Annotated in this window: 21 protein-coding genes; 6 read left to right on the forward strand and 15 right to left on the reverse strand. The window is 38.0% G+C overall.

The annotated features are described in order from the left end of the window. Nucleotides 1–229: 229 nt before the first annotated feature. Together trhO and BM057_RS07190 are read left to right on the forward strand one after the other, a co-directional pair. Nucleotides 230–1,198 (forward strand): oxygen-dependent tRNA uridine(34) hydroxylase TrhO, encoded by a 969-nt coding sequence (trhO, locus tag BM057_RS07185; RefSeq protein ID WP_092092520.1) that lies wholly within the window; start codon nt 230–232, stop codon nt 1,196–1,198. 166 nt (nt 1,199–1,364) lie between these two features. Further along, complete coding sequence (locus BM057_RS07190) at nt 1,365–4,190, forward strand: transglycosylase domain-containing protein (protein ID WP_092092522.1); 2,826 nt, start codon at nt 1,365–1,367, stop codon at nt 4,188–4,190. Nucleotides 4,191–4,283: 93 nt separating this feature from the next. On the opposite strand, the gene ccpA is transcribed toward BM057_RS07190, so the two are convergent. Further along, nucleotides 4,284–5,291 (reverse strand): catabolite control protein A, encoded by a 1,008-nt coding sequence (ccpA, locus tag BM057_RS07195; RefSeq protein ID WP_092092524.1) that lies wholly within the window; start codon nt 5,289–5,291, stop codon nt 4,284–4,286. A gap of 217 nt (nt 5,292–5,508) precedes the next feature. Between ccpA and BM057_RS07200 the strand changes: the two genes are divergently transcribed. After that, nucleotides 5,509–6,606, forward strand: coding sequence for a M24 family metallopeptidase (locus BM057_RS07200; protein WP_092092526.1), 1,098 nt, complete (start codon nt 5,509–5,511; stop codon nt 6,604–6,606). Between the two features lie 57 nt (nt 6,607–6,663). Here BM057_RS07200 and BM057_RS07205 read toward each other — a convergent pair whose 3' ends face one another. Both BM057_RS07205 and BM057_RS07210 read right to left on the reverse strand, forming a co-directional pair. Further along, complete coding sequence (locus tag BM057_RS07205) at nt 6,664–7,239, reverse strand: YtxH domain-containing protein (RefSeq protein WP_047390380.1); 576 nt, start codon at nt 7,237–7,239, stop codon at nt 6,664–6,666. Nucleotides 7,240–7,304: 65 nt separating this feature from the next. Continuing rightward, nucleotides 7,305–7,727, reverse strand: a complete 423-nt coding sequence (locus BM057_RS07210) for a DUF948 domain-containing protein (RefSeq protein ID WP_092092528.1) — start codon at nt 7,725–7,727, stop codon at nt 7,305–7,307. A 308-nt stretch (nt 7,728–8,035) separates the two neighbouring features. On the opposite strand from BM057_RS07210, the gene BM057_RS07215 reads away from it, so the two are divergent. Further along, on the forward strand, nt 8,036–8,938 hold the full coding sequence (locus BM057_RS07215) for a mechanosensitive ion channel family protein (protein WP_092092530.1): 903 nt from the start codon (nt 8,036–8,038) through the stop codon (nt 8,936–8,938). A gap of 527 nt (nt 8,939–9,465) precedes the next feature. On the opposite strand, the gene cbpB is transcribed toward BM057_RS07215, so the two are convergent. The 6 genes from cbpB to BM057_RS07245 form a co-directional block, all read right to left on the reverse strand. Next, on the reverse strand, nt 9,466–9,942 hold the full coding sequence (gene cbpB, locus BM057_RS07220) for a cyclic-di-AMP-binding protein CbpB (RefSeq protein ID WP_092092532.1): 477 nt from the start codon (nt 9,940–9,942) through the stop codon (nt 9,466–9,468). Nucleotides 9,943–10,065: 123 nt separating this feature from the next. After that, nucleotides 10,066–10,581 (reverse strand): metallophosphoesterase, encoded by a 516-nt coding sequence (locus BM057_RS07225; RefSeq protein ID WP_047390375.1) that lies wholly within the window; start codon nt 10,579–10,581, stop codon nt 10,066–10,068. 31 nt (nt 10,582–10,612) lie between these two features. Then, on the reverse strand, nt 10,613–11,977 hold the full coding sequence (rph, locus tag BM057_RS07230; RefSeq protein WP_092092534.1) for a ribonuclease PH: 1,365 nt from the start codon (nt 11,975–11,977) through the stop codon (nt 10,613–10,615). Between the two features lie 31 nt (nt 11,978–12,008). Then, the gene (gene racE, locus BM057_RS07235; RefSeq protein WP_047390372.1) at nt 12,009–12,824 is read right to left on the reverse strand and encodes a glutamate racemase; all 816 of its coding nucleotides are present in this window, start codon (nt 12,822–12,824) and stop codon (nt 12,009–12,011) included. Nucleotides 12,825–13,157: 333 nt separating this feature from the next. Next, nucleotides 13,158–14,402 (reverse strand): ABC transporter permease, encoded by a 1,245-nt coding sequence (locus tag BM057_RS07240; RefSeq protein WP_092092536.1) that lies wholly within the window; start codon nt 14,400–14,402, stop codon nt 13,158–13,160. After that, the gene (locus tag BM057_RS07245; RefSeq protein ID WP_092092538.1) at nt 14,395–15,294 is read right to left on the reverse strand and encodes an ABC transporter ATP-binding protein; all 900 of its coding nucleotides are present in this window, start codon (nt 15,292–15,294) and stop codon (nt 14,395–14,397) included. The genes BM057_RS07240 and BM057_RS07245 overlap by 8 nt, the downstream gene beginning before the upstream one ends. Before the next feature lie 176 nt (nt 15,295–15,470). Between BM057_RS07245 and BM057_RS07250 the strand changes: the two genes are divergently transcribed. Beyond that, on the forward strand, nt 15,471–16,193 hold the full coding sequence (locus BM057_RS07250; protein ID WP_092092540.1) for a Bax inhibitor-1/YccA family protein: 723 nt from the start codon (nt 15,471–15,473) through the stop codon (nt 16,191–16,193). A gap of 61 nt (nt 16,194–16,254) precedes the next feature. Here BM057_RS07250 and BM057_RS07255 read toward each other — a convergent pair whose 3' ends face one another. The 6 genes from BM057_RS07255 to BM057_RS07280 form a co-directional block, all read right to left on the reverse strand. After that, the gene (locus BM057_RS07255) at nt 16,255–16,521 is read right to left on the reverse strand and encodes a hypothetical protein (protein WP_047390364.1); all 267 of its coding nucleotides are present in this window, start codon (nt 16,519–16,521) and stop codon (nt 16,255–16,257) included. A 308-nt stretch (nt 16,522–16,829) separates the two neighbouring features. Further along, the gene (trxA, locus tag BM057_RS07260; protein WP_047390361.1) at nt 16,830–17,141 is read right to left on the reverse strand and encodes a thioredoxin; all 312 of its coding nucleotides are present in this window, start codon (nt 17,139–17,141) and stop codon (nt 16,830–16,832) included. Between the two features lie 106 nt (nt 17,142–17,247). Then, nucleotides 17,248–19,620 (reverse strand): endonuclease MutS2, encoded by a 2,373-nt coding sequence (locus BM057_RS07265; protein ID WP_092092542.1) that lies wholly within the window; start codon nt 19,618–19,620, stop codon nt 17,248–17,250. 75 nt (nt 19,621–19,695) lie between these two features. Continuing rightward, nucleotides 19,696–20,244: a CvpA family protein gene (locus BM057_RS07270; RefSeq protein ID WP_245741870.1), complete on the reverse strand. Its 549-nt coding sequence runs from the start codon at nt 20,242–20,244 to the stop codon at nt 19,696–19,698. A 24-nt stretch (nt 20,245–20,268) separates the two neighbouring features. After that, nucleotides 20,269–20,559 (reverse strand): cell division protein ZapA, encoded by a 291-nt coding sequence (zapA, locus tag BM057_RS07275; RefSeq protein ID WP_047390358.1) that lies wholly within the window; start codon nt 20,557–20,559, stop codon nt 20,269–20,271. Nucleotides 20,560–20,725: 166 nt separating this feature from the next. Beyond that, on the reverse strand, nt 20,726–22,180 hold the full coding sequence (locus tag BM057_RS07280; RefSeq protein ID WP_092092546.1) for an AcpB/EbpR/MafR family transcriptional regulator: 1,455 nt from the start codon (nt 22,178–22,180) through the stop codon (nt 20,726–20,728). 634 nt (nt 22,181–22,814) lie between these two features. Here BM057_RS07280 and rnhC point away from each other — a divergent pair. After that, the gene (rnhC, locus tag BM057_RS07285; RefSeq protein ID WP_047390355.1) at nt 22,815–23,741 is read left to right on the forward strand and encodes a ribonuclease HIII; all 927 of its coding nucleotides are present in this window, start codon (nt 22,815–22,817) and stop codon (nt 23,739–23,741) included. The last annotated feature ends 145 nt before the right edge of the window (nt 23,742–23,886 follow it).

Here is a 23,886-nt window from a genome sequence, read left to right on the forward strand (position 1 = left end):
CTCATTGTCAAATCGTAGCACGTTTTAACCATACGTTAGCTGGAACAAAATTAAACAGGGTTCTATTCGTGTAACAAATGTTTGTGGTTTCTAGAAATTTTTATTGTCATTTTTCTTGACTTTACTTGCGTTCATTTCCATCTTTCGTTATAATTTACTGTTAGTATCACTATAGTAAATAGGTGAATGCATCACTTATTTTTAAGTTCGTATGTAGGAGGATTTAGAAATGTCTAAAGACTATCGAGTATTACTTTATTATAAATATGTCGCAATTGAAAACCCAGAAGCTTTTAGAGATGAGCATTTGGCATTCTGTAAAAGTCTAAATTTGAAAGGCAGAATTTTAGTTTCTGAAGAAGGACTAAATGGTACTCTTTCAGGAACAATAGCAGAAACGCAACAGTATATGGACGCTATGCATGAAGACCCTCGCTTTGCAGATATGATGTTTAAGATCGACGAAGCTGACGGCCATGCTTTTAAAAAAATGTTTGTTCGCTACCGTCCGGAAATCGTTTCTCTTAACCTTGAAGATGACGTCGATCCAAACAAAGTAACAGGTAAGTATCTGGAGCCTAATGAGTTCCGCGAAGCAATTTTAGATGAAGATACGATCGTGATCGATGCACGTAACGATTATGAATATGATTTAGGCCACTTTAGAGGCGCTGTTCGTCCTGATATTCGCAACTTCCGTGATTTGCCACAATGGATCAAAGACAACAAAGAAAAATTCATGGATAAAAAAGTGGTTACTTATTGTACAGGTGGTATACGCTGTGAAAAATTCTCAGGCTGGTTGCTAAAAGAAGGTTTTGAAGATGTAGGCCAACTACATGGCGGTATCCACCGTTATGGTACTGACCCTGAAGTCCAAGGCGATTTATGGGACGGTAAAATGTATGTTTTTGACGAACGCATCAGTGTACCGATCAATCGCAAAGAACATGTTGTGATTGGAAAAGATTGGTTTGATGGTACTCCTTGTGAGCGTTATGTTAATTGTGCTGATCCAACCTGCAATCGCCAGTTCTTAACATCTGAAGAAAATGAATACAAATATATGCGCAGCTGCTCTCATGAGTGTCGCATTTCTCCAGAAAACCGCTATGTCAAAGAACATCACCTCAGCCGTGAAGAAGTTGCTGAACGTTTGACAGCCATCGGTGAAAAATTGCCTGAAACAGTTGAATAATGGATAAAGCATGCTTTTGATGTTGATTTAAGCAAGGAAACGGTTTTTCCGTCTCCTTGCTTTTTTCGTTTTTCAGCAACAACTATTTTTTTAATGAATTTTATTTCCTTTTGATATTTGATATAATAAGCGGAGCTACATAATAATCAAATGGGGTGAACTGAATTTGAAAGATCCACAAAAAAATAAAGGCTTAGCCTTCTTAAAAAATGTTTCTAACACTGTTCATTCTTTTTTTCGAGAAAGTGGTCATCTTCTAAAAAGAGATTGGAATTTTCTCAAGCTGCATTGGAAACAATCCGTAGTTCCTTTCCTTCATCGTTTCTTTAGTAAAGTAGATGAAAGTACAAGACATCTCTTTCATCGGTTGCAAGATAACGTCATGCAATGGAAACAGCGCAGAAACAGTTCTTCATCAACGAAACCTGAACCTGAGTCTACGGAAGAATCTCTAGTTCTAGCTGAAGAAGAGAAGATAGACAAGGAGCCAAATAACCAAGAAGAAGCGAACGTACAAGAAGAAAAAGGGAAGTTCTCCTCTTCTCTCTGGCACTCATTTATATTTGGATTCAACGTGACTTATAATGTGATTCGAAACCTTATTCTGATCATCGCGATATTCTTGATCATCGGCGGCGCTTTTGCTGCTGGAACAGGCGCAGGATTATTTGCATCACTTGTTTCAGGTCAAGAGCCTCCTTCATATGAAGAGATGAAAACGGCTATCGGAGATGTGTCGCAAACCTCTAGCATGTATTATGCAAGCGGTGAAATGATCAGCGACTTTAGATCTGATTTAAAGCGGACATCCATTCCGCTCGATCAAATGTCGGATTACATCGTCAATGGAATCATTGCCACAGAGGACGAATACTTCCGTGAACATAAAGGTGTGGTACCAAAAGCGATCATGCGTGCGCTTGTTCAGCAAGTTATGGGCTCTAGTGTGACTTCTGGCGGTTCAACGTTGACCCAACAATTGGTCAAACAGCAAATTTTATCTTCTGAAGTAACCTTTGAGCGAAAGGTAAATGAAATCTTGATCGCTTACCGGCTTGAAAATTATTTTTCAAAAGACGAGATTTTACAATCTTATTTAAACATCTCTCCATTTGGAAGAAATAACCATGGAAACAACATTGCCGGTGTTCATGAAGCAGCTACAGGAATCTTTGGCGTTGAAGCAAGTGAACTTTCGCTTCCGCAAGCTGCCTTTATCGCTGGTCTTCCGCAAAATCCAATCGTTTATAGCCCTTATACCAATTCTGGACAAATAAAAGAAGATGTTACTGCAGGTTTATCTCGTAAAAATGAAGTTTTATTCAGAATGTATCGAGAGGGATATATCTCTGAGGATGAGTATAAAGAAGCTAAAGCCTATGATCTGACTCAAGATTTTCTTTCACGTGAAGATACAGACGCAAAAAACAAATCTTACTTGTATGATGAAGTTGAAAAACAAGCAAGAGAAATCGTCATGGAACAACTTTATACAGCAGATGGAAAAACAGCAGAAGACATCAGTAAGAACAAAGATCTATATGATAAGTATTATGAAATGGCTGATGATGATATGCGATTAAACGGTTATCAGGTGTACTCAACCATTGATAAACCGATTTACGATGCTTTCCAACAAGTTGCGGCTAACTATGGCTATACGTTAGGCAGAGACAAAACCGTTACTTATAAAGATAAAAATGGACGAACAAAAGTGAGATATGAAGAAGATCCTGAAACAGGGGAAAAAGTAGCCATGAAACGACCAGCCGAAACAGGCGTACAGCTGCTAGATAACACTACTGGTGCCATTATCGCTTTTGTCGGCGGTAGAGACTACGAATCGAATATGTATAATCATGCTTTTACGGCTCATCGTCAACCGGGATCCACCATCAAGCCGTTAGTTGTTTACGCTCCAGCGATTGAAGAAGGCATTCTTACACCAGCTTCAATCATTCCAGATACACGATTGTTTGTCAAAAATGGTAATGAATATAAAGAAATCACAAACGTTGGCAAGCGGGTTTCTGGAACAAATGTAGACGCTAGAACAGCTTTATCTAAATCTATGAATATTCCTACGACACGTATCTTTTTAGCAGCTCAAGAGTCAGGCGATCCAACAAAATATCTGCCTCTAATGGGAATCGGCACAGACTCCATACCAGAGAGTGATTATCAAAATGCTTCTCTTGCTCTAGGTGGTACGAGCAATGGTCCAACGATACTAGAACAAACGAGCGCATTCACGACTTTTGCTAATGGCGGTGTTCATACTGATCCTTACTTGATTGAAAAAATCGAAAATGGCAAAGGCGAAGTTATTTATCAGCACGAAACCAAACAAACCAAAGTCTTTTCTCCAGAAACTGCTTACTTAACACTGGATATGATGCGTGATGCAATGAATTCTGGAACGGGTAAAGGGACAAAAGATTGGCTAAACTTTAATGCTGATATCTATGGTAAAACAGGTACGACCTCAAGTCAGCGAGATATTTGGTTTATCGGCAGTACACCGAATATTACCCTCTCTTCTTGGACAGGCTATGATGATAATATGAGTATCGATACAGAAGGCGGTACAAGTGCAAGTATCCGCAACAGAAGATATTGGGCTCGTTTGATGAACGCAATCTATGAAACCAACCCTACTGTTTTAGGCACAGATCTGACTTTCAAACAACCTGAAGGAATCAAAACAGAGACCGTCTTGACTGAAACTGGTATGAAACCAGGAGAAGTAACTGTACCAAGTGGATCAGTTGCTGCAGCACAAAAATATGCTGAGCAGCGGAAAAAATCTCAGCCAGGTGCGCCTGATACTTCTGCCGGAACGTGGTTGCCGGATGGCACAAAGATCACGATCAACGGAGACACTAAACAAGACATCTTTTCTAGTCATCATCTGCCGGGGGTAACAAAATACAATTTCTTGATCCATGGACCAGCTGATGAACAAAATCTTTTCTGGAAAAATAAACGTTAAAACAAAAAAATAGGCAAAAAAAGGAGCTGGGATATTTCCCAACTCCTTTTTTTCATTTCATTGAATCATTATTTTTTCATTCTAAAAACTGATTTATTCGCCCTTAGTTGTTCCTCTATTGGCAATGTTATATGGCAAGACGATTGTTTTTTCATCTGTTTCTTCTTTGTTCATCAACTTGGTCAACAAACGCATCGCAACTGCTCCAATATCATATAAAGGTTGTGTGATCGTGCTGAGTTTAGGACGAACCATTTCAGTTAACTTAGAATTATTGGCTGTAAAAATCTCAAATTCTTCTGGTACTTGAACGCCTCGATCCAATGCACCGTTCATTAGACCAACAGCTAATTCATCATCTCCGACAAAAGCAGCTGTCGCTCCAGCTTCTTCTACTTTTTCGTAAATGGCTTCTCCAGAAATAAAGCTGTAGTCAGCTTCAAATACTAGACTCTCATCAAATGGAATATGTGCTTTTTCAAGAGCAGCTTTGTAACCATTCAAACGGTAAATGCCATTGATCGGTTCCATTCGGCTTCCTGAAACAAAAGCAACTCTTTCATTTCCAGCAGCAATTAAGTTTGTCACACTTTGTTCAGTTGCACTTTCATAATCGATATTCACACTACCGACCTGTTCATCTGGATCAACTGTTCCAGCCAAAACGACAGGCGTCTTCGAGCGTGAAAATTCTGCTCTCAATTCATCCGTGATTTTGTGTCCCATATAGATAATACCATCTACTTGTTTAGCAAGAAGTGTATTCAATACTTGAACTTCTTTTGGATCATTTTGGTCAGAATTTGCTAAAATAATGTTGTATTTATACATACTTGCAATATCATCTATCCCACGAGCCAAAGAAGAAAAATATAGATTCGTTACATCAGGAATGATCACACCGACTGTTGTTGTTTTTTTGCTGGCCAATCCACGTGCTACTGCATTGGGACGGTAATCTAAGCGATCAATCACTTCCAAAACTTTTTTTCTTGTGGTTGGTTTTACATTCGGGTTGCCATTTACTACACGGGAAACGGTAGCCATTGAAACATTCGCTTCTCTAGCCACGTCATAGATCGTAATTGTTTGTTTTTCCATTTATTCGTGCTCCTCTTTTTTTATTCTTTATCTTATTCTTGATAGTAACAATCTATCAAAATCAAAGGATAAATGCAAGCGTTTTATTTAAGTTTTCATGAAATTTTCACATATTTTTTCAAAAAGCGCTTCCTTTTTTTCTCCTTCTACATAGGTTTCTAGTCAGTGAAGTGGTACAATAAAGGAGTAAAAAAAGTAGGAAAGAAGGAATGTCCTGATGAAAAAACAATTACAACAATTTAAAACGTGGTTGATAGAGCAAAATATTGATGGAGCTTTTTTAAATGATCCGGCCACTGTTGCTTACTTAACAGGTTACCAGAGTGATCCACATGAACGCATTCTAGCTCTGCTGGTTTTCCCTCATGAAGCACCTTTTTTATTCACACCAGCATTAGAAATAGAAGATGCTAAAAACAGTGAATGGGATCAAGATGTTTTTGGATACTTAGACAATGAAAATCCTTGGGCTGTGATCGCCTCTCATATTAATGAGCGCGTTTCCGATTTTAAAAAGATGGCAGTTGAAAAAAACTTTCTTACACTTGATCGATTTGAAGCACTAAAAAATCTTTACCCTTCCGTTGAGGTTCAAGACGCTTCTTCTATTATTCAACAAATGCAGCTGATTAAAACGGAAGACGAAATCAAGAAAATGGTTGAAGCCGGCGAATGGGCTGACAAAGCTTTGGAAATCGGTTTTCAGTCCCTTGAGGCAGGAAAATCAGAACAAGAAATTGTTGCTGAGATCGAGTATCAATTGAAAAAGATGGGTATCCGCGAAATGAGTTTTGAAACGATGGTCTTGACTGGTGACAATGCAGCTAGCCCGCACGGTGTTCCAGGAGAAAGAAAAATTCAAAAAGGCGATTTGGTTTTATTTGACTTAGGTGTTGTTTGGAAAGGATATACAAGCGATGTTACCCGTACGGTCAGTTATGGTATGGCCTCTGAAGAAGCTGCACACATCTATGAAATCGTGTTAAAAGCTCATGAAGAAGCCCTTGCTGCAGTCAAACCGGGCGTCAAAGCCAGTACTTTAGACAAAATTGCTCGTGATATCATCACTGAAGCTGGTTATGGGGAATATTTCAATCATCGCTTAGGGCATGGATTAGGCAGCTCTGTCCATGAGTTTCCTTCTATCATGGAGGGAAATGATATGCTGATCCAAGAAGGCATGTGCTTTTCGATCGAACCTGGTATTTATGTACCAGGAGTTGCCGGTGTACGCATCGAAGACTGTTTGTATGTGACATCAGATGGCTGTGAAGTCTTTACCCATACACCAAAAACTTTTACAGTTATTGACTGATCAAGAAGATAAAAAAAGAAGCTGAATCACATCAGCTTCTTTTTTCGTTTTCGCTCCTTAGATACCAACATTTGTATTCGTTGTTTTCTTGTCTGTATCTTTATCTGCATTTTCAGTTGTTTGTTCAGAGCTTGTATTTTCTGTGCTATATTTTGGCTCTTCCCCTGCTTTTTTTAAGTCGTAATCAAAATCCATTGTTTTTTCTTCGGCTTCTTTTTTCATTTTATCTGTATTGAAGTCAGATTTAGAAGAAGATTTGTCATCTTTCATTTTTGATGCAGCTTCATCTTTCATATCTTTAGCCATATCTTTTTCGCCTTCATAAACTTTGCCGGCTGCATCTTTTACATCGTCAGTTGTAGAAGACAATTGTGACTTCATATTATTGGCTGTTTCTTTCAAGCTGTCTACTACATCGTCTTTTGCATCTTTAGCTGTTTCTTTTAAATCAGAACCTTTGTCACGAGCGACATTAGAATAATCTTGTACAGAGCCTTTTGCTCGTTCAACTTCTTGGTTTAAGTCTTTACGTAATTCTTTTCCTGATTTAGGAGCAAATAGTAATGCTGTTACACTTGCTGCAGCAGCTCCAATAACTGCACCTAACAGAAATCCGCTATTTTTTTTGTTCATTAAAAATCTTCCTTTCTATTATTTTGTTTCTTTATTCAACCCAGATTTAACATAAGCACTTTTTGTTATCTATCTTTACGTTTGCGATTCATATTCAAAGCAGTCTTCCCTACTTTTGTGACCACGCCAGTTTGTGCCGATCTTTTTGTCACTGTCGCAACACGATCCGTTAGATTACGCGTAGAAGCATTCAAACTAGAAACTGTATCTCCAAGATCTCCTATTGCTTGGAATAAAGGATCTGTCTTGCCCAATTTTCCGTTAACATCATCTAATGTTGTATTGGATTTATTTAACAATCCTTCCACTTCGATCAGCAAATTATCTGCATCTTTAGTGATGACGCGTAAACTTGAATTGGCTTCCTTAATGGTTTTAGAAACTTCCCCAACCGTTTTAGAAACTTTCATCAGCACGATCACCAGAAAGACAACCAGCACTGCAAAAGCGATCGCGGCAATTAATGCTGCAATTTCTCCACCTGTCATAACAATTCCTCACTTCCATTGATTTTTTTATTTTTAGAATAGGGTTTCACGCTACTCTAAATGCTTTCTTTGTTTTGCTCATTTCTAGAATACCATTAAAAAAAATGAACATCAAACAATATGAAATCGTTTGTCCTTTATTTTTTTATCATTTTTTCGCAAACTTTTCTCTATAACTTCCTTAACGTTTTTTTCTGTTTCAGCTCAATACGTTAAAAAAATTTTAAATCAGCCTTTTTCTATTTATTTTTTTCATTATTTTGTTACACTTGAAAAGATGAGTTAAATTGTTTAAAGAGGTGTTTTTTATGGATAGTTCTACTATGGACAGTTCTATTACAAATAGTGTTGTACAAGGCGTAGAAGAACAAACAAGTCTTTTTGCCAAGTTTTGGCACACGATCAATTGGAATCAAATCATTAAAATGACGATTTCAGCAGCAATTCAGATTATCTTCTTTTTGGCTTTATTTTTTATTGTTCGTAAGTTGGGAAACTTATTTATTGAGCGTACATTTAAAAAATATCGTGCGAAAAAGTCGATTTCTCCTAATCGTCTGAATACATTGAATTACCTTACGCAAAATCTCTTTCAAGGTATTCTAGGTTTCTTGGTGGTTTATGCTATTCTTTCGATCCTAGGTGTTCCAGTCGGATCCTTGTTAGCTGGTGCTGGTGTGATCGGGTTAGCTTTGTCTCTGGGCGCACAAGGTTTTGTCAGTGATATTGTGAACGGCTTTTTTATTTTGCTAGAAAAGCAGATCGATATCGGGGATGTAGTCGAATTGGATGAAGTCTCTGGAACTGTAGTGGACGTTAACTTAAAAACAACGCAAGTTAAAAGTTTTGATGGGACTTTAAATTTTATTCCCAATCGCTATATTACGATTGTCAGCAATAAATCTCGCGAAGATATGAGAGTCATGATCGAGATTCGTTTATACCCAAACTCAGATATGGAAGTTGTCAATCAGGTCATACAGTCTGTCAATGCGCGAATGGTTCCAGAATATCCTCAAATTACTGAAGAACCAACAAATAGTGGTCTTATTGATCTAGGGAGTGGACAAACAGGCATTCGTATTATCATGTATACATTAAATGGTCAACAATATGCCGTACAATATGCCTTTTTCCAAGAATATTTGAATGAACTGACAAAGGCTGGTATTAAGATACCGATCCACCAATTCAATATCACCCAGCCTTAATCTATCCTTTTAAAAGAAGGTTCTTCATCTTTTAATGTTGGTAAAGAAATTTCCCCTGACCGATGGAGCTACTGACGGAAAACCATGAAAACGCCTTGAGCCAAAAATCGCAGTTCAAGGCTTGCAAGTTTCAAACTTAATATAAATGGCTAAAACCTAACGCGATGATCATTCACATCGCATCTTTTTTCATAACTAGTAGTAGCCCTATACGCCTCCTGAGATTTCTATAAATGGGATTTTAACAGGTTGAGTTATGTAAAAGACATCATTTTTTACTGACCAACGTTAAATATTGTAAAATCTAAAAAAGAGCCAAATTTGTCTATTTCTACAAATTAGCTCTTTTTTAAGTTGTTCTATATTCACTTGTTTATCAAAGCTTACTTCTGAATGAAAAGGATTAGCTCATTCATTTTTCGCTGATAGACTCATACCTGTCATCATAAAAATGCTGTTTCAAACTGGCTAAACAACGATTTACCTTAACAATGGAATACAGCTGCTTAATATGCAGATTCCATTGTTTAATTAAGTTGTTCTGCCTTTTCATGAACTTCATACAGATTTTCAAATTCATGAGCCAAGCGATTAGTGGCTGCTAAAACAACTTTTCTCGTAATGATCCCTTTAAAGCTTCCACTGTCATCTGTGACACATACAAAAGGGTTGTCTACGAGCAGATGTAAGACATCTTCCAGTTCATAATCTTCTTCTACTTGAGCAAAGTCTGTTTTCATCACTTCAGAAACAGACAAGTCGCTTAATTGATCAAAATGGATATCCTTCAAACCCGTAATAGCTTTCATGATCACCGGCATCGAAATCAATCCTTTAATATTACCATGATGATCTAAAACCGGAATAATCGTATAACCAATATTGGTCAATACGAGCAATGCATGATCTAAGTTATTGTCTACTTGCACATTAGCAACCCGATCTGCCGGAATCAAAAAGTCCCCGTTATCCTCAAGCATTGCTTTAATTTTATTTCCAATCATCTCTACTTTCCTCCTTGATGCCACGCACGATAACCATCTTACTTTATTCTACTTTAAGTCGCAAATGATTAAAATGGTAATGAAGAAATTTTAGAAAAACGTTAGAAACTTACTTAAGGTTCTTTATGAACGCGTAAAATGTGCTTGCAATCCAGGAACAGGATCAAAACGGCGATTGTAGTAAGTGATATTGACTTCTTTACCTTCCGTTTCAACGATCACATACGTTGGAATTGGATATTTGCCACGCGGTAACAAGATACTTCCTGGATTAAGCAACACAATCCCCTCTTGCATTTCTGTCCCAAGTTCATGAGAATGTCCAAAGAAGGCAAAGCTGGCGCCTGCTTCAGAAGCAGCTGTCAGTAAAGGCTCCATAGTCATTTTAACTTGATGTTGGTGCCCGTGAATCATAAAAATACGTTCATTTCCTATATCCACTGTTTGGCTAAGCGGCAAATCAGGATCAAAGTCCATGTTGCCTTGCACAGTTTTAAATACATCCCAGACTGTATCTGTGGCTTCAAGTTCAGAATCGCCACAATGAAATAGACCATCGACTTTATCTTGGTACTCTTTGATCAAAGCAGTTAATATGTCACGGTCTCCGTGACTATCGCTGACAACTAATACTTTCACTTTTCCCACTCCTTACCGATCACATGGAAGATTAATGGTTGATCCATTCATCCCATGCAGTTTCCAGTTTCTCTAATGCTTTAGCACGATGACTCATTGTGTTTTTCTCTTCTTTTGTCATTTCAGCTAACGTTTTTCCTTTAGTTTCTATATAAAACAACGGATCATAGCCAAAACCATTTTCGCCTTTTGGAATCGATAAAATTCTTCCAGGAATCTCTCCACTCACAGTTAAGCTTTTCTTACCTGGATAAGCCAAGGCTAATGTACAATGAAATTGTGCCGTTCGTTTTTCTGGCGGAATATCTGTTAACTCATGTAATAACTTGGCATTGTTGGCCGCATCACTCTTCATTTTTCCAGCATAACGAGCTGAATAAACACCGGGATTTCCGTCCAATGCGTCGACTTTTAATCCTGAATCGTCTGCTAAAACCATTAACTGAAACGTACGAGCAATGGTTTCAGCCTTTAACAGTGCATTTTCCTCAAATGTTGTACCTGTTTCTTCCACATCAGGAATCTCAGGATAATCAAGTAAAGTCTTGACGGTGACCCCTTTTTTAGCAAACATCGCCTCAAATTCTTTCGCTTTACCTGCATTGCGTGTTGCGATCAAGATTTCATTTGTGGGATGTGTATCATTGATAACCGATTGTTCTTGCTCTAATATCGTTCCTTCAACAATCGCTGCATGTTGTACATCCATCAGCTCATCGATTCCTTTTTTTCCTAATGCAAGCAGTACATTCAACTGCTCAGGTGAAAAAGTTGCTTCTTCACCTGTTCCTTGTATTTCAGAAAACTGTCCATCAGAAGTCATGACGATATTCATATCAACTGCTGCAGCACTGTCTTCAATATAATCTAAATCTAAAACAGCTTCTCCATCCTCTAATATACCTACACTGACAGCAGCTACATTTTCTCTGATGGGATTTTCTGTCAGCATTCCTCCTTGCAGCAGTTTATCCACTGCTAGACGCAAAGCAACAAATGCACCTGTAATACTAGCTGTTCGCGTTCCTCCATCTGCTTGGATCACGTCACAATCTACTGTGATCGCTCGTTCACCAAGTTTTTCTAAGTCTACGACTGAACGCAAGGACCGAGCGATCAAGCGTTGAATCTCCATTGTTCGACCGCTGACCTTTCCTTTTGCCGCTTCCCTTACTTTGCGCGTATGGGTCGCACGCGGCAGCATACTATATTCCGCATGTACCCAGCCCTTTCCTGTACCTTTAACGAACCGAGGAACTTGCGCTTCAATCGTGGCCGTACAAATGACCCGCGTATTCCCAAATGAAATCAGTGCTGACCCTTCAGGATGGATCAAATAATTCGGCTCAATCGTGATTTTTCTTAATTCATCGTTTTTTCTATTGTTTCTACGCAAGTTATTTTCCTCCCTTTGTTATAGCCTCTTCTCATAATCCCGTTCCTAATCGAATCTGTTCTACTTCTAGGTGATCCATATTCAACCATTCAGAAGCAATACCATGAAACATTTGTTTAGAACCAGTTGTGTAAAATTTACGCTCTGCCTTTGTTTTTGACTCGCTAGATTCAGCTAAGTGGAAGTAATCTAATAAAGTGCTGACTTCACTGACTGTTTCTGCACCGGAATCGATCAATTTGACATGATCTCCCATTACGTTTTGAATAATTGGTCTGAGCAGAGGATAATGTGTGCACCCCATGATCAATGTATCCATATGGTTGTTTTTTAGTGGCGTCAGCGTCTCAGCTACTACTTTTTTTGCGATAGCACTTTGATATTCGTTACTTTCCACTAATGAAACAAACTTAGGACAAGCTAATGGCGTTACTTGTACTTCTCGATCTTTTTCATGCATCATTTTTTCATACATACGGCTTTTAATGGTTCCTTCTGTTCCAATGATCCCCACTTGATTATTTTGTGTAGCTTTAATAGCTGCACGGCTGCCGGGCAGAATCACACCGACGACAGGGATACGTAATTTTTTTCTAATATCTTCTAATGCTACAGCAGTAGCTGTATTGCACGCAATCACAAGCATTTTTATGTCTTTATGCAGCAAAAAATTGGTCATTTCCCATGTAAATTGTAAAACTTGTTCAGCTGGTCTGGGACCATATGGACATCTTGCAGTATCTCCTACATAATAAAACGATTCATTCGGCAATTGGCGCATCGCCTCTTTGACGACTGTCAATCCACCTACTCCTGAATCGATAAAACCTATTGCTTGTTTTTCCATCTCTTTAACAACCTTTATTTAGTCTATGATTAATGAACAGTTCTATTTTCCCTTTTTTTCAACAAAAATTCAAGGAAATTTGCCTTATTCTTTCGGTCAGTGTCTCCCTTATTCTTTTTTCTGTAATGATAAAAAAAGAATAAGCTTCTTGGAAGAAACCATGTATAATAGTTAGCGAATTAAATGAGATGAAGAAGCGGAACATAACTACAACCATTGAGTCTTGGTGCTGATATTAGCAGAAATAAAGTCTCTTTTTGCAAACAAAATAAAGAGGAATCGATTTAACGGTTCCTCTTTATTTTTTTGCTCGCGCAAACTTTAGGTGACTATTTAGGTCTTTTTCAGCCCTTTCAATGACGTTTTCATCGTTTTGAACATTCCCGAGTCAGAATAAATCAATACGTTCGATCGATAAAGGACAGCGGAAACGCCTGTGGTGATAAGCGTAAACAATAACAGGACTAAAACAGAGACCATAATGCCTGCAGTCGAAACAGTATCACTAGCGATTCTAAAAGGCATCACAAATGGAGTGAACAAGGGGATATAAGAAGCGACTTTAACGACAAGATGATTCGGACTGTAAAAAGCAAATAGCCCAGCATAGAAACCGCCTAATGCAATAAAGACGATTGGTGAAACTGCCTTAGAAACATCTTCGATCTTTGTCACTAATGAACCTAGAAAAGCGGCAATAACAGCATAAAGAATCACTCCAAATAGGAAGTAAACCAAAGAAGTTCCTGCTAGACCTTTAAGCAGAGCTATTACGTCCACCCCGGCAAGCAACTCTTTAACAAAAGGAAATTGAAAAGCAATCAATCCTATGACGGCGTAAATCCCGATCTGCGTCAAACAAATCAGGAAGATACCTGTTAACTTTCCAAAAAAATGAACGGTTGAAGATACACTGGACAAAATGACTTCCATGATTCTTGTTCCTTTTTCAGATGCAATCTCTTCTGCAATAATACTAGAATAGGTCATGATAAAAACAAATACCGCGATTCCAACTGCATATGCACTTCCCATTTTTATTGCATCTTCTACGTTGTCCGTCGTGGTGATCCCACCGCCGCCTCTGAATTCAATACGCGTTTTTTTCAACTGCGCTGGGGTTAGTAAGGTCTCTACCGCTTCTTGAGACAAATTCAACTCCTCTGTTTGCTGCTCAAGCTGAATCTTGCTGAGCAAGTTGGTCAATTGCTCGATATCTACATCAGCACTTTGTGGAGTGTAAACATATTCTCCTGTATACAGCCCATTTTCTTCAGTCAATTGCAGATAACCATCGAGTTTTTCTGCTTCCAGATCCGCTTTTGCTTCTTGCGGCGTTTGATATGCAGTCGTTATCGTCATTTCTTCATGCGGTTGTGATGTTAAAGCCTCAACAACTTGCGGCTCGTCAGAAAAAACAGCAATTTTAGGAATTTCAGATTCTGATTGGGCAACAAAATAAATGATGACAGCAACAACCAGCAAAATAATAATAGGCGATAACACCATGGAAAGGAATCCCATCGACTTGACGTTCTTTTTATAAACTTGCCCAACAATAATCCAAAATTTATTCATGTTGTTCACCTGCTTTCATTTTGAAAATTTCTTCCAAAGTAGGCGGTTGCTGACTAAAAGTTGAAATGTATCCATCCTTGGTCACTTGTTCAAAGATCTCTTTTCCATAAGCCGCATCTTGTAGTGCTAAGACTTTTACCCCATCTCTCGTCAAGTGAACGGACTGCACACCTGGCATCAGCGCTAATTCCTCTACCGTCTTAGGTGTTTCTAAAAAGAGCTTTTTACGGCCGAATTGCTCTCTGATTTGATGGATCGTTCCGTTTAAAACCATTGCCCCATCTTTTGCCATAACGAGGCGATCACAAATTTCCTCAACGTTATTCATGTTATGACTTGAGAAGATCACACATGCCCCTTTTTCTTTTAATTCCTTTATCCCTTCTTCGAGCAATCCCGCATTCACCGGATCAAGTCCGCTAAAAGGTTCATCTAATATCACCAATTTGGGTTCGTGTAACAAAGTCGCGATCAATTGGACCTTTTGTTGGTTCCCTTTCGATAGTGATTTAACTTTGTCACTTTTCTTTCCTTTTACTTGAAACTTTTCCATCCATTCATCGATCAGCGGTTTAACTTCTTTCTTCGTTTTTCCTCGTAAACGAGCAAAATAAATCAATTGATCCTCGATCGTCACTTTAGGATAGAGCCCTCTTTCTTCCGGCAAGTAACCAACAGCATCATAGTCTTTTTTTGTCAGCGGCTTCCCGTTCCAAAGCACTTCCCCTGAATCCGGTTCTAAAAATTTCAACAACAGACGAAACGTAGTGGTTTTGCCAGCACCATTTTGACCAATCATACCCAATATTTCACCATCATTTATTTTAAAACTGACGTCATTAACAGCTGTCAATGTTCCAAATTTTTTTGTTAAATGTCTTGCTTCCAACATCCCTTTCTCCCCCAATCTATCCTTTTTTATGTATACTTTTATTCTAGCATAGACTGGAAATATAACCGAACCATTTTCTCTGTCTTATTCTTATCCTTCACTGTTTATTGACCGCCTACTCTAAATCCGCTAGAATGTAATCAGACTTTAATACTTTTTTTATCAGGAGGAATAAAATGAACAGATATTCAAATGGTGCACAAGAAGTTCAATCTCAACAATCTTTTTCCCGTTTTATGTCTGGTATTTATGCTTGGGTAGCCGGCGGGTTATTGATCAGTGCACTAACCGTATTTTTCTTGATGTATTCTTATAATCCTGTGTCTGTTGCTTTTTGGGACTTGATCGTTGCAACAAACGGCATGGTAATATACGGATTCATTATTTTAGAATTGGTGCTTGTTTTTACTTTCCGCTTTAACCCAGAAAATATCAAAAGTAAGGCTAATTACGTCGTCAAATATTTATTATACGCAATGGTGAATGGTATCACACTTTCACTCGTTGTTTTCTCTTATACGGACACCAGCGTATTTAATGCCTTTATCAGTACGGTAGGACTTTTTGCAGTTTTAAGCGTGATTGGGTTTACCACAAAGAAAGATCTTTCTAAGTTAGGCGGCATCTTGCTCAGCATGCTGCTCGGTCTGATCATTGCCTCGCTTGTCAATATTTTTTTCTTACACAGTTCTGTCGGCGATTTGGTTTTATCTATTATTACTGTAGTGATTTTTGTGGGTTTGACAGCTTACGATACACAAAAATGTCGTTATTTGTATCAAGAATTCGCAGGAAGTCCCCTTTTAAGTCGCCTAAGCATTGGCCTGGCCTTAGAATTGTATTTAGATTTTATCAATCTATTTCTCAGTATTTTACGTATCTTTGGAAAAAGAAAATAATCTATTTATTGCTAAACCAACAAAAAAACCGAGGCATTTTCGCCTCGGCTTTTTTGTTGCACTATAAATTAATGTTTAAACTGATTTCATTCAAAACGGTCTCTTGTTCCCCTTCATACTTGACAAACAAAGCACGCGTGGGAGAAAGACCATTTAGATCTCCAAACGTCAAATGGTGTTTGCTCAACACCGCATCTAAGGGACAATCAATTTCACCATCTGCATTTTCAATAATGTCATTGCGACACACTGAAAATGTTTTTTTCATCTCATTGCCTTCAATAACATATGCATAGGTTTCTTTTAAATTTTTCATTAATTGACTCATCTTTTTTCTCTCCAGAAAATGAAATTATAGTTATGTGTTGTTTCTTACAATGTCTATATCCTATACATCTGCATGACTGCCGTTCTCTAACTAAAACTACTGCTTTACTTTGGCATGAAATACCACCTTAAAATAAGCTATGACTTATTTTATTGACCATATTATAGCAAACTATGAAGAGAAAAAAAGTTAATTTGTCTTAATGTCACACTTTTATAGAAAAAATGTGAACAAGATTTGGCTAAAAAAATACCCTTTTTCATAAAGGGGGATTTATGAAAAAGGGTATGACGATTTGTTTATGCTGCTTATTTATATTTAGCTAATACTTCTTCTACTTGCTCTTTAGAATGGTAGCCAATCAATTTTTCTTTGACTTCTCCATCTTTTTTGACCAATAAAGTCGGAATGCTCATGATGCCAAAAGCAGCCGGTGTTTCTTGGTTTTCATCTACGTCCATTTTGACAAATTTTACTTCATCACCGATTTCGTCATCTAGCTCTTCCAAAACAGGAGATTGCATACGACAAGGTCCACACCAAGTAGCCCAAAAGTCCGTTACAGATAATCCATCTTTTGTTTCTTCTTCAAAGTTTGCGTCTGTGATAGCTTTTACCATTTCTATTTCCTCCTTTAAATATCTGCTTACTCCTTCTTAACTTATTATTAGTAAGCTACTCTATTTTCATTATAGCAAATATTTTGATGATTTGCCATTCTTTTGCTTAGTTTTTAAACTCTACGATCGTTGCGCCATTCCCACCTTGATTTGCAGGTGCATAGTGGAAGGATTTGACTGAGCGATGTTTTTTAAGTGCTTCTGTTACGCCTTTTCGTAAAGCTCCAGTGCCTTTTCCGTGGACGATCGTGACTTGAGGATAATTAGCCAATAATGCAGCATCAAGATAATGATCCAATTCTGCAAGTGCATTTTCATAGCGTTCTCCTCTCAAATCCAGCTGCGGCCGAACATGACTTTGAGAAGCAGAATGAACCGTGGTTACTTTTCGTTTGGGTTCTTTTTCAGGTTCAGTTGGGGTCAGATCACTTTCAGGCAATTTCATTTTCAACATGCCCATTTGTACGATCCACGCGTGTTTATCCGCCTTTTCAACCAGTACCCCTTTTTGGCCAAATGATTCCACTTTAACATCCATGCCTTTTTTAAAAACATTTTTTTCTTTTTCTTTCCTCAATACTTTATTCTTAGCTAATGCTTCTTCTTCTTGATGATGAAGCTTAGCTAAATCAGACCGTGCTTGGATCAGTTGATGTTCTTTTACTGTGTCACTGGTCGTTGCTTGAAGCTGCATCCGACGCAAATCAGTAATGATTTGCTCCGCTTTTTCTTGAGATGATTCAACAATTTGATTGGCTTTTTGTTCAGCCGATTTTATTAACTCTTCTCTTTCTGACCAAAATTGCTGAACCGCCGTTTTTAAATCAGCCAACAAGTCTTGTGCTTCACGAACATCTTCGCGAACTTCCTGATATTCCATTTCAGTCATCTTACGACTATTTTCTAAGTCAGCGATCATTTCATTCAAGTTTTGTGTTTCTCCGCTGATCAACTGACGCGCACGCTCAATAATTTCAGGAGCGATCCCTAGACGTTTTGAAATTTCAAAAGCATTGCTTCGTCCAGGCACACCAATCTGCAAACGGTAAGTCGGACTTAAGGTATCCACATCAAATTCCATGCTGGCATTGATCGTTCCAGGCCGCTCATAACCATAAACTTTCAACTCAGGGTAATGAGACGTCACAAGTACTGAACTGCCGGCTATGCCGATTTGATCTAATATAGAAATCGCTAAAGCTGCTCCTTCTTGAGGATCTGTTCCAGCACCCAACTCGTCCAAGACGATCAAGCTCTTGTCATCCATTTTATCTAAAATGGAAACGATATTGGTCATATGAGATGAGAATGTACTCAAGCTTTGCTCAATCGATTGTTCGTCCCCAATATCTGCAAATATTTCCTTGAAGACACCGATCTGGCTTTCTTCAACAACAGGAAGCTGCAAACCAGATTGTCCCATTAACTGCAACAACCCTAACGTTTTTAAAATCACTGTTTTACCACCAGTATTCGGTCCTGTAATAATGACAGCTTGGTGTTCTCCACCAATAAAAATATCATTTGAAACGACTGTTGCTGGATCTAATAACGGATGACGTGCTTGGTACAATTTCACATCATTTGCTTCGCTGATTTCTGGACGAACAGCTTGTATGCTTTTGGCATAGGCAGCTTTTGCTCCAATAAAGTCTAGTGTACCTAATAATTGCATGTTATGGGCGATTTCGTTACTAAACGGCGCAATGTCATTAGATAATTCTGCCAAGATGCGGTCAATTTCATGTCGTTCTTCGATTTGCAGCTGACGCAAACGATTATTTTGTTCTACTACACTTCTCGGTTCAATAAACAAAGTTTGTCCACTTGAACTTTGATCATGAACAACCCCGCCAAAATGTCCGCGATACTCTTGCTTAACAGGGACAACATAGCGGTCATTACGAATCGTAATGATTGGATCACTCAAATAGCGTGCGCTTTTGCCACGAATGATCGATTCTAATTTTTCTCGAACAGCTGATTCACCTTTTTTGATTCCGGTACGGATTCCTCTTAAAGCTGGACTGGCATCATCTAGTACATTGCCCTCTTCATCTATCGTTTCTCTGATGCGTTGATTCAGAGATGGGGTCTGTGCCAGTTGGTGAATGAGCTGGTATAACCGTGCAAATTCAATACCCGTTTCTTCCAATTGTTCAAAAAATCTCCGCACTTCTGTTGATGTGCGTAAAATTTTTCCGATCTGTGCAATCTCTGCTCCGTTTAAAACAGCTCCAATTGCTAATCTTTTTAAATGCGGTTGTACATTTTCCAGTTGCGGTATTGGCATACTACCGCGCAAACGGATAACTTTTACACCATCATCTGTTTCATCTTGCCATCTTTGTACTTCTTCAACAGAAGAAGATGGTTTTAATGACATAACTTTTTCTTTTCCTAGGATAGAAGCTGCAAAGGATTTAACTTCATGCAGTATTTTTTGATAATCCATCATTTGAAGTATTTTTTCGTTCATGGTTTCACCTCTCAAACTATTCCTTTACACCACAAGAAATCGTTTCTTTTTTAAGAGAAACGATTTCTTGTGGTGTTAATGTCTTATACTACTATTGACCCACCATTCATAAATCTGATGAGAAATTTTTGGTGTATGTTCTACGATCGACTGTGCTAATGCATTATGGGCAAATTGTTCTTGAATAAAGCCAAGCGGCAGCATCGTCAAGATAAATAACAATAAAAAGACAGCCACATAAGAAACAACTCCGCCAAGCACTGCCCCGCCAAGTTTATTCACTTGTTTGATGATTGGTAAAGCTGTTACCCCATTTAACAATCCGCCAACAAATCGCGTCAACAACCAGCCGATACCTAGCAGCAGTAAAAAGGAAATGCCATTGTAAAAAGCATCATCCAAATGCAGGGCGATAGCCTGATCATAATAAACAAATGTATCATTTAAAGAAGCTTGCGGATAAGGAACCAGCAATTTTAAATGATTTGCAGCTTTTAAGTAATATTGGCTGGCAAAATAATAAGAAACTGCATAGCCCACTGTCAATATCAGCTGTAAAACTAACCCTCTTCTGGCACCGCTATACATTCCAATAAAAAGTATGAATATGATTCCTAGTGTCATCCACATATCTTCTTGTCATCCTTTTTAATCAACATGTTCCATGTTTGATTCTCTTAATTTTTGTTTCAGTTCTTCAATCTCTTTTTCCATTTTTTGCATGTTAATTTGCATTTCGATTTGATCAGAGACAGCATTGACTGCTGCCAAAACGGCTCTTCTTTCTGGATCCAATCCGCTCGTCAATGCTTCAATTTGTCTTAACTGTTCATCGACTGTCTGTTCTACAAGCTGCAAATGTTTTTGAGAGCGTGCCCCTATAATGGTATAGTTTTTTCCAGCAATTTTTGCTTTATACCGTATTTTTTTATCAGACACTATCCATCCTCCTAAAATTCGCATTTCTCTTATTTTAACACGAATGACGGTAAGAATGCGAAAAAAATTTAGGAAAAAATCTGTCGATTGATAGAAATTTACGACAGAAAGTTTCCTGAATACGCGGTATCATTTTAAATGCTCTCCAAAATGTTTTATAAGCAAGTTATCTCTGTTGCTTTTCTACCTTTTCCAAAACTGTGCGAATATGATGCCAATTGCGATGATTGGGGGCATATTCGATACTAACGACAGGAACAGTATGATCCGTTTGTTTTTGCAGAAAAGGATCGATTTTCATATCCGTTATCACCATATCAACTTTTTTTTGCAGCTTTTTTACTTCTGATAAAGGATAACATTCTAACTTATTAGGGAATTGATGGATCAATAACTCAGAAATAAAGTATTCATGATCGACCCCAAACTGGGAAACAACTTCCACACAAATCTTTTTTTCTTTTTCAATGATTTGTTGTGTCAAATTTTTCCATGAAACAGCTAAAGTATATAAGAAACTATAAGGCTCTTCTTTCATTTTTTTAGTCCAAGGCTGCTGCCACTGGTCTAATGTCATAAGCGTTTGATCAATAAAAGAAGCATAAACATCTACTGAATGAAGTAACGTTTTTCGTGTTGGATTCCAAAACAAATCATTTGGCCCTTTAAAAGCTTCTTTATAAATATAGTGTTTAAACAACTTATCGTTGACATATTCTTTATTACTCATCTGAACTTCCTGTTGATAGGTCAATTGCTCTAAGAAACGCCCTATATCCGTATAGGTTTCCCACAAATTTGAATGGGCTTTAATGGACTGTATATCTGTAAAAGCAAAGCGATTCATAAAATAAAAACCAAAAAATTCTTTCTCATTTGCTGGTAAAGAGAAGGATAAAAGCTTTTCACTTTCGTCAATCAATTGTTTAACGGACTGGGAAACAGGAACAATTGGAGCATATTCTTTCAAGAGATACCCTTTTTGGATACGGTCCAAACAAACTGCTGTCCACACAATCATTTTGCTGATGATCACTGTTGAAAATGATTCTTGTGAAGAAGTCGTCAATTGTTGAACAAATGCCGTTGCTTCATCAATAAAAGGAATGTCCAATTCTGAAAAATTCAATCCTGTTAGCTCCCAAAAAAAGACACAATAGAAAAAGCGAATTTGCTCTTCTCTTCCCTCTAAAGCAACGGGTTTTGTTTTTATCGATAAATCAAATTTTTTCAGTGCTTCTTTGATTTGCTTCATGCTGCGCGTAACTGAAGAAAGACTGGTGTATAAGTAAGCTGCATAGTCTGTCAATGTATGTAACTGTTCTTCATACAATAAACTGAGCAGCTGAACATTGAGATTTTCTTTTATAATTTCTTGGTAAATCGTATTTTGTTCAAAAAAGTCAGGTGTGATCAGCTGAATGCCATTTTTTTTGGAGGTTTTTATAAATAGATCTTCTTTAAAATAGTGTTCGAAAAACTGAATATCGCTTTTGATACTACGCTGTGAGCAATCTAGTTGTTTTGCAATATTTTCAATCAAGAGCCAACCATCTTGGGATGCCAATATTTCAAGCAATTGTAAACGTCGCAACGAGCTTGAATCTAATAACAACCTCATTGTTTTCACCCCTATGTGCCATTTTCTTCATTATACCATAATATAACATAGGTGAGTTATTGATATCTTTGCTGAAAAATAAAAAACTATCTGGAAGACAGATAGTTTTTAAGAGAGGAAAAAATGAGGATAAAATCGGTGAACAATAAAAAAATTAAGCGAGGACAATAAGAAAGATGATACTATGCACGCTGTTTTCTCAAAAACAACTGCCACTATTCCTGTTTTGAATAGATGGTTTCTTTCATTGGGGGTGTTTTTGAGTTATAGTTTCCATATCCATTTGCATATATTGAACAAAAGCACTGGTTTTCTATTTTATAGGAGCGCTAGTAATCACGGGAAAAACAAAAGGGACGCAAAACAACTGAAACAATAGACATTTTTTTTGTGAATCCCTCCCCATTTTTTATTACCCTTATCATACCAAATTTACTTTCTTTGTGGGTTCCAATTGCTGCCTTTTGTCGTGCACTTTTTGACACGTTCTAAAGGCTTAAGGGCTTATTTTGTCGTATGTGACACATTTTGTACAGCTTTTCTCTTTGAACACAAGAAAGTGATTGGTCATTTAAAGCGAAATGGTATAATAAGAGGCATGGAAAGTTTTTTTAAGCATGAAAGGAGTTTGTCAATGGCAAACGAAGTACTAAAAGTTTCCGCTGAAACGATAAAAGAAATGGAAACATTTTATCAGAACCATTTAAAACAACCAGCACCTCCAGGAAGTGTATTTGCTGCTAAAAAAGGCCCTGTCAGCATCACTGCTTATCGATCAGGAAAAGTTCTGTTCCAAGGCAGCCGCTCAGAACAAGAGGCTGAAATATGGCAAAAAGAGGCAACAACTCAAGCGCCTAAAAAAAAGACCGTAAAAGCTACTCACTTGCCAAAGGACTTTTCAAATTGGTCCGTCATTGGGAGCGACGAGGTTGGCACCGGCAGTTACTTCGGTCCATTAACCGTTGTCGCCGCCTATGTACCTAAAGAAAAGATTGCTTTAGTAAAAGAGCTGGGTGTGCGAGATTCTAAAGATATGCGCGATACCGAGATCATCAGCGTTGCCAAAGATTTGCTGACATTTCTTCCCCATAGTTTGTTAACAGTGATGCCGGAAAAATACAACGCTATTCAACCGAGCATGAGCCAAGGGAAAATGAAAGCTATCCTTCATAATCAGGCGCTGAATCATCTGATGACAAAAATTGCTCCTGACCAGCCAGACGGCATTTTGATCGATCAATTCGAACTGCCTAGTACTTATTTTAAACACATTCAAGATCAACCGATCCAAGTTCGCGAGAAAGTTTTTTTTGAAACAAAAGGAGAAAGTCATCATCTTGCTGTAGCAGCTGCCTCGATCTTGGCTCGCTATGCATTCCTAAAGGGGTTAGACACTTTAACAGCAAAAGCAGGCCTTACTATCCCTTCCGGTGCTGGAAGCAATGTCGATTTAGTTGCTGCCCGCTTGTTAAAAAAAGGCGGTCTGTCTTATTTGGGTCAATTTGCTAAATTGCATTTCGCTAATACTGAAAAAGCCAAAAAAATCGCTGGATTTAAATAATTCTTTTGTTTTATCCGCCGAAGAAAACATATTTACCAACGTTAGAAGATAAAGAACCAAAAAAGAAGACAACCGTTAACCTGCTTTGGCCTGTTAGCCCTCCTACCAATTGAAAGATGGTAGGAAGGATAACAAACTCAAGGTT

The organism is Pisciglobus halotolerans (assembly GCF_900113675.1).
In the GTDB taxonomy this organism is placed as follows: Bacteria; Bacillota; Bacilli; order Lactobacillales; family Carnobacteriaceae; genus Pisciglobus; species Pisciglobus halotolerans.

Bases quoted from the DNA above. Each gene is read 5' to 3' on its own strand.
- BM057_RS07205 (WP_047390380.1), bottom strand. From the start codon at position 7,239: ATGAACAAAAAAAATAGCGGATTTCTGTTAGGTGCAGTTATTGGAGCT.
- trhO (WP_092092520.1), top strand. From the start codon at position 230: ATGTCTAAAGACTATCGAGTATTACTTTATTATAAATATGTCGCAATT.
- racE (WP_047390372.1), bottom strand. From the start codon at position 12,824: ATGGAAAAACAAGCAATAGGTTTTATCGATTCAGGAGTAGGTGGATTG.
- rnhC (WP_047390355.1), top strand. From the start codon at position 22,815: ATGGCAAACGAAGTACTAAAAGTTTCCGCTGAAACGATAAAAGAAATG.
- cbpB (WP_092092532.1), bottom strand. From the start codon at position 9,942: ATGATTGGAAATAAAATTAAAGCAATGCTTGAGGATAACGGGGACTTT.
- BM057_RS07210 (WP_092092528.1), bottom strand. From the start codon at position 7,727: ATGACAGGTGGAGAAATTGCAGCATTAATTGCCGCGATCGCTTTTGCA.
- BM057_RS07245 (WP_092092538.1), bottom strand. From the start codon at position 15,294: ATGTTGGAAGCAAGACATTTAACAAAAAAATTTGGAACATTGACAGCT.
- BM057_RS07250 (WP_092092540.1), top strand. From the start codon at position 15,471: ATGAACAGATATTCAAATGGTGCACAAGAAGTTCAATCTCAACAATCT.
- ccpA (WP_092092524.1), bottom strand. From the start codon at position 5,291: ATGGAAAAACAAACAATTACGATCTATGACGTGGCTAGAGAAGCGAAT.
- BM057_RS07280 (WP_092092546.1), bottom strand. From the start codon at position 22,180: ATGAGGTTGTTATTAGATTCAAGCTCGTTGCGACGTTTACAATTGCTT.
- trxA (WP_047390361.1), bottom strand. From the start codon at position 17,141: ATGGTAAAAGCTATCACAGACGCAAACTTTGAAGAAGAAACAAAAGAT.
- BM057_RS07255 (WP_047390364.1), bottom strand. From the start codon at position 16,521: ATGAGTCAATTAATGAAAAATTTAAAAGAAACCTATGCATATGTTATT.
- BM057_RS07215 (WP_092092530.1), top strand. From the start codon at position 8,036: ATGGATAGTTCTACTATGGACAGTTCTATTACAAATAGTGTTGTACAA.
- BM057_RS07265 (WP_092092542.1), bottom strand. From the start codon at position 19,620: ATGAACGAAAAAATACTTCAAATGATGGATTATCAAAAAATACTGCAT.
- BM057_RS07240 (WP_092092536.1), bottom strand. From the start codon at position 14,402: ATGAATAAATTTTGGATTATTGTTGGGCAAGTTTATAAAAAGAACGTC.
- BM057_RS07270 (WP_245741870.1), bottom strand. From the start codon at position 20,244: ATGACACTAGGAATCATATTCATACTTTTTATTGGAATGTATAGCGGT.
- BM057_RS07200 (WP_092092526.1), top strand. From the start codon at position 5,509: ATGAAAAAACAATTACAACAATTTAAAACGTGGTTGATAGAGCAAAAT.